This window comes from Mucilaginibacter sp. McL0603 (genome assembly GCF_049992945.1).
Taxonomy (GTDB): domain Bacteria; phylum Bacteroidota; class Bacteroidia; order Sphingobacteriales; family Sphingobacteriaceae; genus Mucilaginibacter.
In genome coordinates this window covers 3647818-3664866 of the sequence record NZ_CP188251.1, presented here as the reverse complement: position 1 = coordinate 3664866, position 17049 = coordinate 3647818, and the positions used below count along the sequence as shown (strand labels likewise).

9 protein-coding genes are annotated in these 17049 nt (G+C 41.6%); 7 read left to right on the top strand and 2 right to left on the bottom strand.

The genetic code is table 11. From position 1 onward, the window contains the following. Nucleotides 1-152 precede the first annotated feature (152 nt). The 5 genes from ACPPVU_RS16780 (at nt 153) to ACPPVU_RS16760 (ending at nt 9111) form a co-directional block, all read left to right on the top strand. Entirely contained in the window at nt 153-3623 is a 3471-nt protein-coding gene (locus ACPPVU_RS16780) for a TonB-dependent receptor (RefSeq protein WP_426667680.1), read from the top strand. A 20-nt stretch (nt 3624-3643) separates the two neighbouring features. Further along, the gene (locus ACPPVU_RS16775; protein WP_426667679.1) at nt 3644-5161 is read left to right on the top strand and encodes a RagB/SusD family nutrient uptake outer membrane protein; all 1518 of its coding nucleotides are present in this window, start codon (nt 3644-3646) and stop codon (nt 5159-5161) included. A gap of 220 nt (nt 5162-5381) precedes the next feature. Continuing rightward, nucleotides 5382-6707 carry a glycoside hydrolase family 30 protein gene (locus tag ACPPVU_RS16770; RefSeq protein WP_426667678.1) on the top strand — a complete coding sequence of 442 codons (1326 nt, stop codon included), beginning with the start codon at nt 5382-5384 and terminating at the stop codon, nt 6705-6707. A 104-nt stretch (nt 6708-6811) separates the two neighbouring features. Further along, nucleotides 6812-7993 (top strand): cytochrome c3 family protein, encoded by a 1182-nt coding sequence (locus ACPPVU_RS16765; protein ID WP_426667677.1) that lies wholly within the window; start codon nt 6812-6814, stop codon nt 7991-7993. Nucleotides 7994-8352: 359 nt separating this feature from the next. Then, nucleotides 8353-9111: a glycosyltransferase family 2 protein gene (locus tag ACPPVU_RS16760; protein WP_426667676.1), complete on the top strand. Its 759-nt coding sequence runs from the start codon at nt 8353-8355 to the stop codon at nt 9109-9111. Here the strand turns inward: ACPPVU_RS16760 and ACPPVU_RS16755 are convergent. Beyond that, nucleotides 9108-10073 carry a hypothetical protein gene (locus ACPPVU_RS16755; protein ID WP_426667675.1) on the bottom strand — a complete coding sequence of 322 codons (966 nt, stop codon included), beginning with the start codon at nt 10071-10073 and terminating at the stop codon, nt 9108-9110. The genes ACPPVU_RS16760 and ACPPVU_RS16755 overlap by 4 nt on opposite strands. 77 nt (nt 10074-10150) lie before the next feature. Between ACPPVU_RS16755 and ACPPVU_RS16750 the strand changes: the two genes are divergently transcribed. Beyond that, entirely contained in the window at nt 10151-11266 is a 1116-nt protein-coding gene (locus ACPPVU_RS16750) for a glycosyltransferase family 2 protein (protein ID WP_426667674.1), read from the top strand. On the opposite strand, the gene ACPPVU_RS16745 is transcribed toward ACPPVU_RS16750, so the two are convergent. Then, nucleotides 11257-12060, bottom strand: a complete 804-nt coding sequence (locus tag ACPPVU_RS16745) for a glycosyltransferase family 2 protein (protein WP_426667673.1) — start codon at nt 12058-12060, stop codon at nt 11257-11259. The two genes, ACPPVU_RS16750 and ACPPVU_RS16745, sit on opposite strands and share 10 nt — an antisense overlap. Before the next feature lie 436 nt (nt 12061-12496). Here ACPPVU_RS16745 and ACPPVU_RS16740 point away from each other — a divergent pair, with 436 nt between their 5' ends. Next, nucleotides 12497-16993 carry a DUF3320 domain-containing protein gene (locus tag ACPPVU_RS16740; protein WP_426667672.1) on the top strand — a complete coding sequence of 1499 codons (4497 nt, stop codon included), beginning with the start codon at nt 12497-12499 and terminating at the stop codon, nt 16991-16993. The last annotated feature ends 56 nt before the right edge of the window (nt 16994-17049 follow it).

Sequence of the window (17049 nt, the reverse complement as noted above, 5' to 3'; positions counted from 1 at the left end):
TGTTGCGAGCACTCCTAAGCTTAAATCGGCCCTGCGTAATAACATCACAATCAGATTGTGACGGGGCGTAATTGTCTCATTTTTTTAACAATAGAAACATATCAAATATAATGAAATTTCATTTACGAAAGCCTATACCCTGGGGTAAAATCATGAAGATTACGTTTAGCCAGATCCTGATAGCCTTGATGATAAGCGGCGTTGCTTATTGCAGCCCTTTAAAGGCCCAGGATGTATTGAATAAAAAGGTAAGTATATCAGTTAAGAATACAACCTTATTGGATGTATTGACAGATCTGCAGAATAATAACGATGTTAAGTTTATTTACAGCAAAAACGCAATCGATGTCAATCAAAAAATAACTGTAGATTTTCAGAACGCGCCTATGAAAGAGGTGCTTGATCAGGTTTTCAAAAATAATGGTATTGATTACCAGATTATTGAAAATAGCATCATTCTTGGCAAAATGAAGAATGCACAGGCGCCGGCGGCAGCGCCATCTGCGCCATCTGCGCCGGCCTCGGCAACCGTTAATACAAGCACGATGGACCTGTCTGTTGTCGGCAAGGTGCTTGATCAAACCGGCCAGCCGGTGATTGGGGCAACGATCCTGGAAAAAGGCACAACTAACGGCGTGGCGGCAGATCTGAATGGAAGTTTTAAAATAAATGTTGCCGGTCCAGGTTCGGTCCTGGTAGTTGCCTCTGTAGGTTACACTACACAAGAAATAACCGTTGGAAGCCAGAACAATATCACTATAACACTGGTAGAAAATGTTAAAGGCCTGAATGAGGTGGTTGTGGTTGGTTACGGCACGCAAAAAAGAAGTGCAGTAACAGGAGCAATCAGCAGCGTTAAAGCCAGCGACCTGCAGGATCAGCAGGTAACGCGCATAGACGACGCTTTGCAGGGCCGTGCATCCGGTGTTAATGTAGTGCAAACCTCAGGTGCGCCAGGTTCTGCTCCAACGATCCGAATAAGGGGTATTACTTCAATAAATAAAAGCGACCCCTTATATGTTATCGATGGGGTTGTAGTTGACAATGGCGGGATTGACAACATCAATCCAAACGATATCGAAAGTATAGACGTATTAAAAGATGCTTCTGCGGCAATATATGGGTCGCGTGCATCCAATGGTGTAATTTTAGTTACCACTAAAAAAGGCAGAAAGGGGGCGGCTAAAGTAAGTTATAATGGCTATGTAGGTTACCAAAACCCGGTAAGCAAACCACAATTAACCAATGCAACACAGTATGCTACGTTAAGAAATGAAGCTGCCGCCAATGACGCAAGGAACCAGGGAGCGCCTTACACACCCGCTTTTGCCAATCCGGCGTTGTTCGGAACAGGAACTAACTGGCAGAACGAGATTTTTACCAATGCACTTATTCAAAATCATAATTTAAGTGTTAGCGGAGCAACGGATGATGTAAATTATTACACCTCGTTTGGTTATCTTGACCAGCAGGGTATAATTGATCCGTCTATATCTAACTACAAGAAAGCTACTTTTACGATCAATACAAGCTATAAAGCAAAAAAATGGTTGACAATTGGTGAAAATCTCACATATACTTATACCCACAGTCAAAGTAGTTTAAATACCAATAGTGTATTCGGGGGGCCTCTAAGTTCGGCTTTAAACCTTGACCCTTTAACTCCGGTGATACAGAATGATCCTGCCGGGTCTCCTAACCCGACTGATTATAATAATCAATACGCGGTCCGAAACAGCCAGGGTCAATTGTATGGAATATCCAATTATGTTGGGCAAGAGATAACAAACCCTTTAGCTTATTTACAAACCCAATTGGGCAATTACAATTATGCAAACAACCTGTTGGGTAACGTGTATGTTGAAATTTCCCCAATTAAGGGTTTAAAGATCAGGTCGCAGGCCAGTGGTAAGCAAGCTTTTTATGGCAGTGATTCCTTTACTCCTCTTTATTACCTTAATTCGAGTACAAGCAACCAGTCAAATACATCGCAGTATATAGCCAACAACAGAAACTTCACTTTTAATATAGATAATACTGTAACCTATACACGATCATTTGGGAAAAATAATTTTACTGTATTGATCGGGCAGAGTATGCAGGTAGAAAGTGGCAGCACCTTGGGCGGAACCTTTATAGGCGAACCGGTTGATTCTTTTAACCAGGCCTCACCAAATTTTTCATTACCGGCAGCTAATACAATTGCAAACGGCAGCGACAGCCAGCCCTATCACCTTGCTTCGACATTTGGCAGGTTAACTTATGATTATGATGGAAAGTATTTATTCACGGGTATCATCCGCCATGACGGATCATCTAAATTTGGAAGTGCTAATGTCTATGGAACATTCCCTTCTGCTGAATTAGGTTATGTTTTATCTAAAGAAGACTGGTTCCCTAAAGATACGTTCGTTGATTTCTTAAAAATACGCGGTTCATACGGTATCGTAGGTAATGAAATGTCTTTGGATCCATTTATGTATACGGCTACAATCGGTAGTGGCCATGATTACGTATTTGGAAACGGCGAAGTTTTAAATATCGGTTACAGCCCGAATGCACCTGCCAATCCCAACTTAAAATGGGAAGAAACCAAAACTGCAAATATAGGATTTGATGCAACCTTGTTAAACAATTTAACTGTATCGGTTGATGTTTATAAGAAACTGACCCAGGGCATGCTTGAACCGGTTCAGCTTCCTTCATATGCAGGTTTCCCTAATTCTCCGTTTGCCAACATCGGGAATATGGAAAATAAAGGTATCGAATTGACTCTCTCCTATAACAACCATATTGGCGACTTCAAGTACAATGTTGGCGGTAATATTTCTTATAATCATAATGAAGTTACTTCACTGGGTAACCAGATACAATTTCAAAAAACAGGTTCTCTGCAGGGAGACAATAGTTATGAAATTGGCCGCGTAGCGGCTGGCCAGCCATATGGAGAATTCTATGGTTTTGAAGAGCTGGGCGTATTCCACTCACAGGCTGAAATAAACAGCTACAAAAATGCGAGTGGGCAATTGATACAACCAAATGCAAAACCGGGTGACTTTAAATGGGCCGATGTAAACGGTGACGGTAAAATTGATCCCAATGACCGTACCTTTTTGGGAAACCCGCTGCCAACGTTTACGTATGGGGTAAACTTTAGTGCTAGTTATCATGAGTTTGATTTGAAACTATTCGGCCAGGGTGTTTGGGGTAACAAAATTTTCCAGGCATACCGTCGCTTAGATATACCTACTGCCAACTATCCTATAGCAGCATTAAATGCCTGGACGCCGTCAAATCCAAACAGCAATTATCCGGCTTTAACAATGACTGACCCAACGGGCAGCGGTGATTTTACAAATCCGTCCAATTTCTACTTGCAAAATGGTGCCTACTTCCGCATTAAAACTTTGCAAATAGGTTATACTTTACCTGCTACATGGCTTAAGGCTGCAGATGTACAACGGGTTAGAGTATTCATTGGCAGTAATAACCTGGTAACTATTACAGGTTATAAAGGTTACGATCCAGAGATTGGTGTCGGTAATAATAATCAATTCGGTGTAGATATGGGTATCTATCCTCAGGCACGCACATTTATGGCTGGCCTTGATATAACATTGTAAATTTTTAAGACCTAAAGAAAATGAACAGAAAATATTTAAAATATGTAGCCATTCCCTTGGTAGGGATACTAGGAGTTGTTGCTTCATGTAAGAAATCTTTCCTTGAGTTGCAACCCAAAGGCGAGTTTCTGGGTTCAAATTATTATTCAACTCCAGCACAAGCGCTTACAGGTGTAGTTGCTGCATACGACCCGCTTGTTACCGAAACAGGAGGCATTGATAATACCTATTCAGATCCGCTCGGTGCGCTGAATGCTGGCTCTGATGATTGTGTTGCAGGGGGGGGCAGCTCATCAGATGTAAATCAATGGCAGGTGTTTAATAACTATACGTTAACGCCGGCTGTTGGTCCGCAAGACCAGTTTTGGGCAATAAATTTCCAGGGAGTTAACCGCACCGATGTATTATTACAAGTGTTACCCAAGGTTCCGGGGTTAAGTGCCGATCTTTTAAAAAGATACACAGGCGAAGCTAGCTTTTTACGTGCTCACTATTACTTTGACCTGGTTAGGTTATTCAAAAATGTGCCGTTGATTTTAACTCCTTTAACTACGGAACAAGTTTATGACGTTACACAAGCCACTCCTGAAGCTGTGTATGCACAGGTTGAAGCCGATTTAACTACAGCGGTTGCAGATCTACCAGTTACGGTTGCTCCAGCAGAAGATGGCCGCGTTACACAGGGTGCTGCTAAAGCATTATTAGGGAAAGTATATTTATATGAGAAAAAGTGGGCCCAGGCTGCCACTATATTTGCTGATGTAAATGGAACCCCGGGAGGTGTAAGTACCTACGGATATAAGTTGTTGGCTAACTATGGTGACATTTTTAGTCCATCCAATAAGTTCAACAGCGAGTCTATTTTTGAGTTGGTTCACTCAGGTCAGCAAAACTACTCCTGGAGCAATTGGGATCAGTTTAAATCGAATATTTATACCCAAATGATCGGTCCAAGAAGTTATTCCGGGCCTATCTATTATAGTGGAGGCTATGGTTTTAATCCGGTAAGTACTCAATTAGCCGCAGCAATGAAAGGCGACCCAAGATACCCTTACACAATTGCCAATATTGATAGTTTAACTAAAGCAACTGGAACAAGCTACTCACCAAGCTATCAGAACACTGGCTATTTTATCCAAAAATATGCTCCGATAATGAAAAATGTCCAAACTACGGGGATAATAGATCTTAACTGGCCTAACGATTATATCGAGATCCGGTTGGCGGATACCTACCTGATGGAGGCTGAAGCACTGATAAATGCAGGCACCAATATGGGCCGTGCGCAAGCGCTTTTGGATGCTGTGCGCGCACGTGTTGCCCTGGCATCAGTACCGGCAACTTTGCCAAATATCTACAACGAAAGACGTTTGGAACTGGCAACGGAAGGGCACCGCTGGTTTGACCTGGTTAGGTGGGGCATGGCCCCTAGTGTTTTAAGCTTTAAGGGCTTCAAAGCTGGTGTTAACGAGATTTTGCCTATTCCGTTAAATGAAACCACCAACGGTTCAAAAGTGAAACAAAATCCAGGCTATTAATAATGCAATACACGGGGGATACTTAAAAAGGTATCCCCTTTTTCAAATCATTTTTTGCTCAACAGTGAATCTAACAACGCGCAAGCCTTCCCTATTTTTACCGGTAATTTGTTTATTGTCCATCTTTCTGCCAGCTTTAATCAGTTGCAGCAAAAAAGTAGTTGAGAATGCAAAGCCTTCACCGGCGTCCCCTTCTCAACCACTTAAAACTGATGTTGCTATGTGGCTCACTACACCAGATAAAACCATGTTGCTGCAAAAACAAAATCTGAGTTTATTATTTAATAATACAACCAATCAGAATACGACCATAGGCGTAGATACGGGCACGGTTTATCAGTCGATCGATGGTTTCGGATTTGCATTAACAGGGGGTAGTGCAACATTGCTCAACCATTTAAACGCTTCACAAAGCGATGCGTTATTAAAAGAATTATTTGCCACAGATAGTACCCACATCGGCATAAGTTACCTGCGCATTAGCATCGGAGCTTCCGATTTGAGTGCGGCAGACTTTACGTATGATGATATGCCTGCCGGGCAGATTGATAATGGTCTTACGCATTTCAGCATTGATCAGGAAATGACGGACCTGGTACCGGTGTTAAAAAGAATAATCGCCATTAATCCGTCCATAAAGATTGTCGCTGCGCCCTGGACAGCGCCTGTCTGGATGAAAGTAAATACTACCGGAAATAATGGCTTTACAGCAGGTAGTCTTAATACCATTTACTACGATGCGTACGCCCGGTATTTTGTAAAATACATCCAGGCGATGCAGGCACAAGGGATCACGATTACAGCCGTCACACCGCAGAACGAGCCACTGAATCCTAATAATAATCCAAGCCTGGTAATGCAAGCGAGCGAAGAGGAGAGCTTTGTGAAAAACAACCTTGGGCCCCAGTTTAGCGTGGCAGGATTAAACACCAAAATAATTGTGTATGACCACAACGCCGACAGACCTGACTATCCGCTGACTATTTTACAGGATGCGGCGGCAAATCCATATGTCGATGGTTCCGCATTTCATCTTTATGCGGGTGACATTAGTGCTTTGACACCTGTTCATACTACGTTCCCGGCGAAGAATCTCTATTTTACGGAAATATACACAGCATCAACGGGCAATTTCAGCGCTGATCTGTCCTGGCATATCAACAATGTGATCATTGGTGCGACACGCAACTGGTGCAAAAATGTGATCGAATGGAACCTGGCCTCCGATCCTTCTTTTGGCCCCCATACCAATGGAGGGTGCACTACCTGCCAGGGCGCTTTAACAATCGGCGCTGACGTTACCAGGAACGTTTCCTACTATATTATTGCGCATGCCTCAAAATTTGTCAGGCCGGGTGCAGTCAGGATTGCCTCTGATAATCAGAGTACCTTACCTAATGTGGCCTTTAAAAACACAGACGGGTCAAAAGTGTTGATCGTATTAAACACCGGCGGCAACACCCAAACATTTAATATTAGTTTTAACAATAAAATCGTGACCAGTTCATTAAATGCAGGAGCTGTTGCTACTTATACCTGGAACTAGGAAAGTGGGGCTATGCACCGGAAAAGCAGAAGATATTTTAAATGATGAGTACTAAGAGGCTTGTTTTTTTGACTCTGATCTTTTTTATCCCAATAAGTCTTATTGTGACTGCTTGTTTACGCAATAAGAAAAGTAACGATCCAAGGGACCCGGTGTTTGCGGGCTCTGCCAGCTGTGTTAAGTGCCATAAGGATATCTATGATTCTTATTTAACCACTGCACATTTTCAAACATCGCGGCCGGCATCGATACATTCCGTACACGGCAGCTTCCTTCAAAATTCCAACATTTTCCATTTTAGTAAAGACAAATGGATCAGGATGGAAAACCACAACGGGAATTTGTACCAGGTAGCCTATGTCAACGGCAAAAAGACTGAAGCTGAAAAATTTGACATTACTATTGGCGGAGTAAAGGCCGAGACTTATTTGTACTGGAAAGGGAAGCAGTTATTTGAGATGCCTATTTCCTATTTTAAAGCTTTGCACGGCTGGACAAACAGTCCGGGATATGATTCAGGCCGAATGAACTTTAACAGGCCTATACTACGGCGTTGTCTTGAATGTCATAGCTCATACATCAAGGAAATACCACAGCCGGGTATAAACATGGCGCACAAAACGGTCGAGCTTGACAGCACGTCGTTAATCTATGGCATTGATTGCGAACGCTGCCATGGCCCTGCTGCAAACCATGTTAATTTTCATACGCAGTTCCCGGATGAGAAGAAGGCAAAATATATCACCACTTATAGCTCTTTAACACGGTCACAAAAACTGGATGCCTGTGCAGTATGCCATTCGGGCAATAAAGGAGCGTTTCAAATATCTGCTTTTGTATTTAAACAGGGAGATACCTTAGCAAAATTCAGGGAGCCGGATTTTTCACCACAAAACCCAAATCCGGCAACAATGGATGTACATGGCAACCAAAATGGATTGCTTGCATCCAGCAAATGCTTTTTGATGAGCAATATGGATTGCAGTACTTGTCATAACCCACATGAAAAAGAGAGTTTGAACCTCGCGGTTTATTCGCAGAAATGCATGCAATGCCACAATGAGGCCAATCATAATTTTTGTAAAATGCCGACACAATCAGGAGCGATCCTAAAAAATAACTGCATTGACTGCCACATGCCTGCAAAACCATCCAATGTGATAAGAGTTGAATCCGTTGACGGGAAAATGGCGATACCCTATATGGTCAGAACACATCGCATTGCTGTTTACCCTGAAGAATCAAAAAAGATCATGTCATTTATAAAATCTCAAAAAGATTTTTGAATAGAACATCAAAGACCTTATCGTGCATGCACATAAGAAAGATCAATTGGGATTGATCTGGTTTAGTTGATCATTATCAAAATTTATTGGTGATGAAAATGCGTCCCGGGGTGAGATACGGGGCGCTTTTTGTACCATTGAAGGGCCTGATTCCTTCTTTAAAGCCTTGGCCTTGACTAATTGATGGGATCGCCTAAAGAAGTAACCGGCAGTCATCAAAACCGGGCAATCTTAGATTTTCATACTTTTTTATAATAACTGGGCCGTGAGATCAGGGCGGTTGAAATTTAAAAGCAGGATTGGAGATCGTACAATATAGGTCATCTTATAGTATCATTTTGTAAATTAGCCGCAATTATATGAATTTAGGGCCAAAAAGGGGAAATACGCTTATCAGTATCATCATAGCAACCTATAATGCAGGTGAGCAATTACGGGAGTGTCTTGCTTCAATTGATCAGCAGACGTATGACAACATTGAGATTTTAATCATCGATGGAGTGAGTACAGATAACACCTTAGAAATATTAAAAAACTTTAATGGCAGAAGCATTACCTGTGTAAGTGAAAAAGACAAGGGCATTTACGATGCATTAAACAAAGGAATAAAATTGGCCAAGGGCGATTGGCTATATTTTATGGGATCTGATGATAGGTTGTTGCCAGATTTTAGCGTGCTGGCTTCAAAATTAGAAGACCCAAATACGATATATTACGGCAACACCCATGAAAATTATGATCCGGAAAATAAGCCATCATTTACCATATTAACCGGTGAGTTTAGTAAATACAGGCTGGCAAAATATTGCATTAACCATCAGGCTATAATCTATCCGGCAAAAGCCTTCGAAAAATATAGTTATGATACTAAATATAAGGTCTTTGCCGATTACGCCTTGAATTTAGCATTATGGGGCGATAGTGACTTTAAAAGAGAGCACCATGAGCTTACAATCGTGAGCTATGACATGACCGGCTTTTCTTCATTAAATGAAGATATTATCTTTAAACAAGAGAAGGCAGCGCTTATCCAAAAGAATCTTGGCTGGATTGTTTATATAAGGTTTATGCTTAAGAAATTAAAGAAAAGAAGAAGGGGCGAAACAGACTTTGATTAGCTTTTGCCAAAGAACTTTTTAGCTTTATTTGCCCATTTATCTTTTCTCTTTTCGCGTTTATGAGCATCCTTCTCATTTGCGTAATAGAATGGAAATTCTTTATAATATTCATCATTTGCCTTTTTCAGATCCTCGTTATATTCATTATAGATCTGGTGCAGATCGGGGCGGTCTGAGAATTTGTAACGGTTATAGTAGTGTAAAGGCAATTCCATATTGTCAGGCTTGAAGGAGCTGAAATGATAAAAGATCAATGGTTGGTTTTTATTTACAAGGTATTCTCCGTTTTTATACTCAAGCGATCTTTCGTGCAGATTCCATGGCCCCATATTTAACCCCATATTGGTAAGAACCTTAACATTTTTAAAGAATATCGGTGCGTGATTAATAGGCAGCTGATCTACAAAAATGCCATTGTATATGTCAACATAGCACTGTTTGTAGGTATGATTTTTCCACCAGGCAATAAAATCCCGCACCTCGGGCTTTAACGACAAGCCAATAAACCCCAAATTATAAATGCCAAAATTATTGAACATGTTTTCTCCGGGTGTTTTCCCGTCAAGTGCAATAGGGGTACAAATATGCGGGGTTAGCACTATAGAATGCGATTCTAGTTCATTAAATACCTCAGTTAATGGATGGTATGATTTAATATCCGGGTCTAAATAGATTACTTTATCAAACCCACGGTCATGCATCAAATATTCAAAAACCCGCGGCTTAACACTAGTGTTTAGTTCGACTATATTGTATTTTAATACCAGTTGTAAAAATCCGGGCTCTATGCTACCGATAGTGATTACTTCATCGGCAAGGGCCGAATAGTCTATCCGCTCATCCTTTTCATCACACAAGAATATAAAAAAACGACTTTCCGGTTCATGTTTGCGTAGGGAGATACTCAGTACATGAGCTTTTGCCAGGTAGTTATTAGAACAAACAGTAAATATTGCCTTCATAGAAATCCAAAAATATTATTTAATTTTCCGGGATTGCACATTATGGTGCAAATTTGTTGCAAAAATTAATATTAGTAATGCCGACAAGTATAGATGTTGTTATTCCGTCATTCCGCCTTGAAGAAAAATATATATTGCCCATATTGCAATTAAACGTTCCGGACTCGGCTATCATAAAGTTTTATTTAGTTGCAGATAATCCAAAACTCGAAATATCTCCATTGATCTTAGCCTTGGTTGATAATAAAAAAATATTCCTGACCATCAATCAGGAGAATATGGGTGCTGCATTAACCCGAAACACAGGTATTGACCAGGGAAAGGGGGATTGGATTTTATTTCTGGATGATGACATAGCTGTTAAACCTGATCTGCTTAATACGTATGTTGATGCGATTGCTAATTACCCGGATGAAATAGGATTTATAGGTTTAGTAAAGTTTACAGATCCATCTGCCTTATTTGATAAAGCTATTAAAGCAAGCGGCTCTGTTGATATTTTTAACATTGCTGAAAGAAAATCATCTTTTGCATGGGGCGCAACCGCTAATATAATCGTTAACAGGGCTGCCATTCGTGAGATCAGGTTTGACAAAGTTTTCCCGAAGAGTGGTGGCGCAGAAGATATAGATTTTTTCCTCAAAGTAAGAGAACGCAACCAATTCAAAAACTATCGCAGTTTGCCACTTGCAGAAGTTGAGCATCCCTGGTGGAACGCCGGCAAACCAAATTTTAAACGGTCATTCAGATATGGCAAGGGAAGCAGTTTCCTTTTCAGAAAAGATACCGACTATACTTACTATGACTTTTTAAATACAACCGAAACTATATTTATTGTACTAATAGCCTTGTTGGTAAGTGTCTTTGTGTCAAAGCTTTCGCTGTATTTCCTGCTATTATTTCTTGCCGGCATATTGGTAATAGAATTTATAGCAAACATTGTACAATCGCTAAAAAGAAAAGCCGGGTTAAATCTAGTAGTTGTATTTTATTTAGTGTTATTAAGGCTTTCATACCAATGGGGCTTGTTGCTTAATAACTTATTAATGGGCCGATTTAATGCACTGGGCATGCGTTTTAATGATGACGGAAGTTTCAAGAAAAGTCATTTTTACCGCCTCAATAGTTATAAAATAACTAAATGGGTATTGTATTCTATTCTTGTGTATATTCTTATCAGGAATTATAGTTGATCAAATCCATTAACGCAAAAAATAACTTTGTTTTTCACAGTGTTCTCGTGCCTCTTTTCATTATCTTTTGCCTGCCAGTTTGCATTATGTTCATGATAAAGATGATAGCATACAGCTGCCAGTTTTAAACGTTTTTTCTTTATACCTGCATTGATCAATCGCGCAGCAAATTCGTTATCTTCCCATCCCCAGCCTTGAAACTGATTGTCATAACCGTTTACAGCAATATAGTCCCGTCTCCAATATGCTAAGTTGCAGGCCTTAATGTTACTGTGTCCGCTTTTTTTATCTGTGACTAAAAACGATAAAAAAGGCAATCTGATGGCATTAAATCTGCTGTTAATGTCATTTGAAAACGCATTTATCTTTAATATGTTAGATCTGCCGTTAAGAATTTTAGTTGTTTTCTCATAGCCAATTGCAGCTCTGGCTCCCTGTACAAACATACCTGCTTCGGCATTTCTAATATGGTCCTCGACAAACTTTGGATGTAATAGTATATCGCCGTCAATTTCTATTATGTAATCGGCAGAAGATCGCTTGACCGCCATATTTAATACCCGCGCCTTTCTGAACCCAAGATCCTCCTGCCAGGCATGATGTAATGGTATATTGACTATCTTACTATACTTTTCTATCAGCTTTCTGGTTGACTCTGTAGAGCCATCATCCGCGATCAATATTTCATCAGGCAATGTTGTTTGATTTAAGATACTTTGAAATACTAATTCAAGAGCTTCGGGCCAATTGTAAGTCGAAATTAATAATGCTACGGTAATTCCACTTTTATTCATTCAGATTCGTTTTCAGATAAATTTTTCCAAAGCAATATAAAATAATGGTTTTAAAAAAATATTATTTTATAGGTCATATTTATTCGTAATGATAATCTTATCTGACGGTTAAAAAAACCTTTAAATTATCCAATTTTAGATATAAATTTAATATACCAGCGTTTGTCTTATATATTATATTCATGTGTCTTGTAACAAGTATCAATTGGGAAATTTAGCTGAAGCTTTAACTGATAAGTTTTCGCAAAAGGTAATCTTGCTTATTTTATATTTTTGAATCAATACAACTTAATATTGTTTTATAAAGTCGAAAATTGATTTTTTATTTATGGGAAGCAGCTTTTGACTTTTCGGTTTGAAATCTGTATCGGAATAAGGCCACAAATTGCCCTGACCACTTTTGAAAAGCAGACATAATCATTAGCTTTGGTTCTTTATGCAGGAATCAATACAAGCCAAATTAGAGGCATCGCGAAAGGAACTGCTGGACCTGGGCCTACGAAACCCTTTACTCAATTATAAAAGCCCAAAAGGGAAAGGACTAACCATCATTCGGGAAAAATCGGAAGCGATCTATGATATTTTAGTCAGACAGGGTAAGGCTATGACCTTTTTGGCCAATAAGGATACCGTTGAAAATTTCACTGACACCCGATTGCAAACCGGGGAAGAAGAAGAAAAGCTGCAAAGCCGCCTTCTGAATACTTATTACTTTGCTCGTACCAGTATTGAGGAACAGGGTGTCAACATTTTGTACCTGGCACTAGGAATGCTGCGCTGGAACGATGGGGAAGAGGATCGTCTGGCACCAATATTATTGGTCCCCGTAAATTTGGAAAGATCCAGCGCTCAGGAGCGTTTCAGGTTAAGATATACCGGCAGTGAGATTGGCGCCAACCTGTCACTGCAGGCTAAAATGAAAACTGATTTCAATATCAACATTCCTGATATACCCGAAGCGGAAGTATTTGACATGCCTGCTTACTTTAAAGAACTTGGTTCGCATATTAGCAGCAATTGGTCAGTAGAGGCAGACGCGATTGAACTTGGATTTTTTTCTTTTGGTAAATTCTTGATATACAATGATCTGGAAACCAGCAATTGGCCGAAAGATCACCCGAACCTGGTTTCTCTGTTCGAAACAGGTTTTCATGAAGATGTGATGGCAGAAGAGGATGATCTGGATGCCGATACTAAAGCGAATGAACTTTTGCGGGTTGTTGATGCCGATAGCTCGCAGGTAATGGCTATGCTTGCAGTGAACGATGGCGGAAACCTGGTTATACAGGGCCCCCCTGGTACCGGTAAGTCACAGACAATCACCAACATTATTGCCAATGCTATTGGGCAAGGCAAAAAAGTACTGTTTGTAGCGGAAAAAATGGCTGCGCTTGAAGTAGTAAAACGCCGATTGGATAATATCCAGTTGGGGGAGGCATGCCTGGAGTTGCACAGCCATAAATCTAATAAAAAGGATCTCCATGCTGAACTCAAACGCGTACTGGAATTAGGCAAGCCTGCTTTTGCACAACTACAGCTTGAAATGCAGCTTCTGGCCCCGTATCGTGATGAACTGAATGCGTACTGCAACGCGGTCAATTCAGTGATCGCGGGTAGCGGACGAAGTGCACAGCAGGTAATTGGTTTTCTTTTAAAGATTGATAAAGCCACGCAGAATCGTCGATTGGTGAAATTGGTAATTGAAGATATCAAGGAATGGAATGCTGAAAAGATGAAACTGGCCGAAGAGATGGCTGACCGTATACAGGCTCGTTTAAAAGATATAGGTCGACCCGCAGATTTATCTTTTTGGGGCAGCAAGCTATTGATCTTACTGCCACATGAGCGTGAGGCGATTTTACAGCAATTAGGCGCAGCCTATGACTCGACTGTTGATTTACAAACGCATATAAACTTCATAGAAGCCCAAACCGGATTTAAAGAAAGTTTAACTGGGCGATTATCAAAAGCTTCACAGGCACCTGACCTCAGTGAACTAAATGTTAAAGACCCTGCCTGGCAATCTAAAGCCAATGATATAAAAGAACTTTTGGATGCCGGTCAGGAACTTGAAGAACTTTACCGCAATTACAAAGATATTTTTATTGATGAGGCCTGGACCCAGGACATTCTGGAAATCCGGCGCAACATTGTTACCTATGGAGATAAATGGTACCGCGGTACTATTGGTGGTTATCGCAAAAGCAAACAGCAACTTGCTTCTTTTTTGAAAATCACGTTGCCCGCCGATGCGGCAGGGAAACTAAGATTAATAGATACTATATCAGAAGCGCGAAGACTAGAAAAGATACTTAGTCAATCAGATTTGTTTGCGTCTGGATTATTCGGTAAACGTTGGCTTAAACAACGTTCAAATTGGAATGCCTTAGCACAGGCAGTAGCCTACCTTTCAACAATTAATGATCCTATACTTCTAAATTACCTGGATAAACATGAAAACCCCAGTGTTGCCGGAAAGTTGTTAGACGAGCTTAATCAAAAATCAAAAGACGCTGGTTTGCAAACCGATCTGGGCTTAAAAGCATTGTTGATTGAAACAAATGGAGGGTCGCTTGAGCAACAGATCTCGCGATGGAAAAATTGGATCGATACTTTCCCGGAACTCCAGCGTGTTATCGATTGGAACAATCTGGCTGCACAGACGGAAAATGCTGGCCTGGCTTTTTTGATCAAAGCCGCGGAGGATTGGGACGAAGCAGCGGAACTCCTCAAAGTCAGCCTTCAGAAAACCTGGTATGAGTGCCTGATAGAACAAGCATTCGCTCTAAATCCGGCGCTCTCGCGATTCGAACGCGCCAGCCATGAAGAAGTGGTCGAAAAATTTAAGAAACTCGACCAGTTAAACCTGCATTATAACCGTGCAAGGGTTGCGTTAAAACACTGGGAGGGCCTTCCAAGACTAAACGCCGGTGGACAAGTAAATATTCTGAAAACTGAGTTCAATAAGAAAGGACGGCACATGCCTATACGAAAGTTGGTAGAGGAAGCCGGAAAAGCGATGCAGGCAATTAAGCCAGTATGGATGATGAGCCCTATGTCCATCGCCAATTTTATGCCGCCCGGGGTGATCGATTTTGACATTGTTATTTTTGATGAAGCCAGTCAGGTAAGACCTGTAGACGCTATTGGTGCCATTGCGCGCGGTAAACAATTGGTAGTAGTAGGGGATACCCGGCAGTTACCACCTACGAGTTTCTTTGATAAGCTGAACACTGAGATCGAGGATGAAGAGAACGTCACGGCCGACATGCAAAGTATTTTAGGCATGTGCGATGGGCAGGGCGCCCCGAACCGGATGCTCAAATGGCATTACCGCAGTCGCCACGAATCGCTGATCAGTTTGTCTAATCATGAATTTTATGAAGACAAGCTGGTGATCTTCCCCAGTCCAGGCTCACGTCAAAGTCTCGGTCTTCGTTTCCATCACCTGCCAGAGGCCATTTATGATCGTGGTAAAACGCGTACCAATCCTTTGGAAGCTGAAGCCGTTGCGAAAGCAGTGATTGAACATGCCACCAAAAATCCAGGCTTAACCTTAGGTGTGGTTGCTTTCAGCTCCGCCCAGATGCAAGCCATACAAGTTGCGCTTGAAACACAACGCCGGATTAATCCTGCAACAGAAACTTTTTTTAACGGGCATAGTCACGAGCCATTTTTTATTAAGAATCTCGAAAACGTGCAGGGAGACGAACGTGATGTGATCATGATCAGTATAGGTTATGGTCGTGTAGTAGACGGTAAGGTGCCAATGAGCTTCGGTCCACTGAACAACGAAGGCGGTGAGCGTCGTTTAAACGTGTTGATTACCCGCGCAAAAATGCGATGCGAAGTATTTACAAACATCACCTCCGAAGATATTAAAGTGACAGAAGCTTCCAGGTTTGGCATCCGGGCACTGAAAAGTTTTTTATATTTTGCACAATTTTCCAGATTTGAAAAGCCTGACGCCCTCATTCCTGACGCGATCAGGCCATTTGAAGAAGAAGTAACAGCACAGCTAACCGCCAAAGGCTACATTGTCCGCAATAAGATCGGTTCAGCCGGTTTTTATTTGGACCTGACCGTCGTTGATCCGGAAAACCCCGGGAGATATATCATTGGTATTGAATGCGATGGACAGGCATACGCCAGCGCCCGTTCCGCCACGGATCGCGATCGTCTGCGCACCCAAATACTGGAACTCTTCGGTTGGAATATCTACCGCCTGTGGAGCACGGATTGGTACCGCAATCCCGAACGGGAGCTTCAGAAACTCGTAGCCGCGATAGAATATGCCAAAACCATTACCGAAACAAGTGACCGGGAAACTGAACTTTACCAAAAGGAAATCACTCGACTGGAACTGCAGCCGATCAGTATTCAAAACGCCGAATACCAGTTGGCCGACATTCATATTGACGGGACGAATCCCGAGCTGCATTTGTACACTTTTCACCAGATAGGCGAATGGATCACCGAGATTGTGAAAGTTGAAGGCCCGATTCATTTTGACGAAATGGTCAAGCGCATTGTTGAGGCCGCTGGTTTCTCGAAAGCCGGTTCCCGCATTACTTATACATTGACTCAGGCCCTCCATGCTACTGAACAAGCCGGGCATGTGAAGCTAATGGGCGAATTTCTGTGGGATCCAGAAATGCAAATGCCGGTGGTACGAGACCGCAGCAGGCTGCCTGCTGCCTATAGGAAACTGTCACTTATTGCACCCGAAGAGATTTATGAAGCCATCAGGCAATTGGTCACTGGCTCCATCTCTATTACAGAGGAAGAAGCTGTCCCGCTAGTCGCCAAACAATTTGGTTTTGTCAGGGTCACGGAGGAAATGAAACAGGCGCTATCTGACGCTGTCGGCCAGGCCATTCGACTTGGTATAATCACCAATGAAGGAATTAACCTCAAAGCAAAACATGGATGAAATGCGGTTGAATGTTAGCTTTATGCAGCAATTGCATGGGATATTGTTAAGAATAA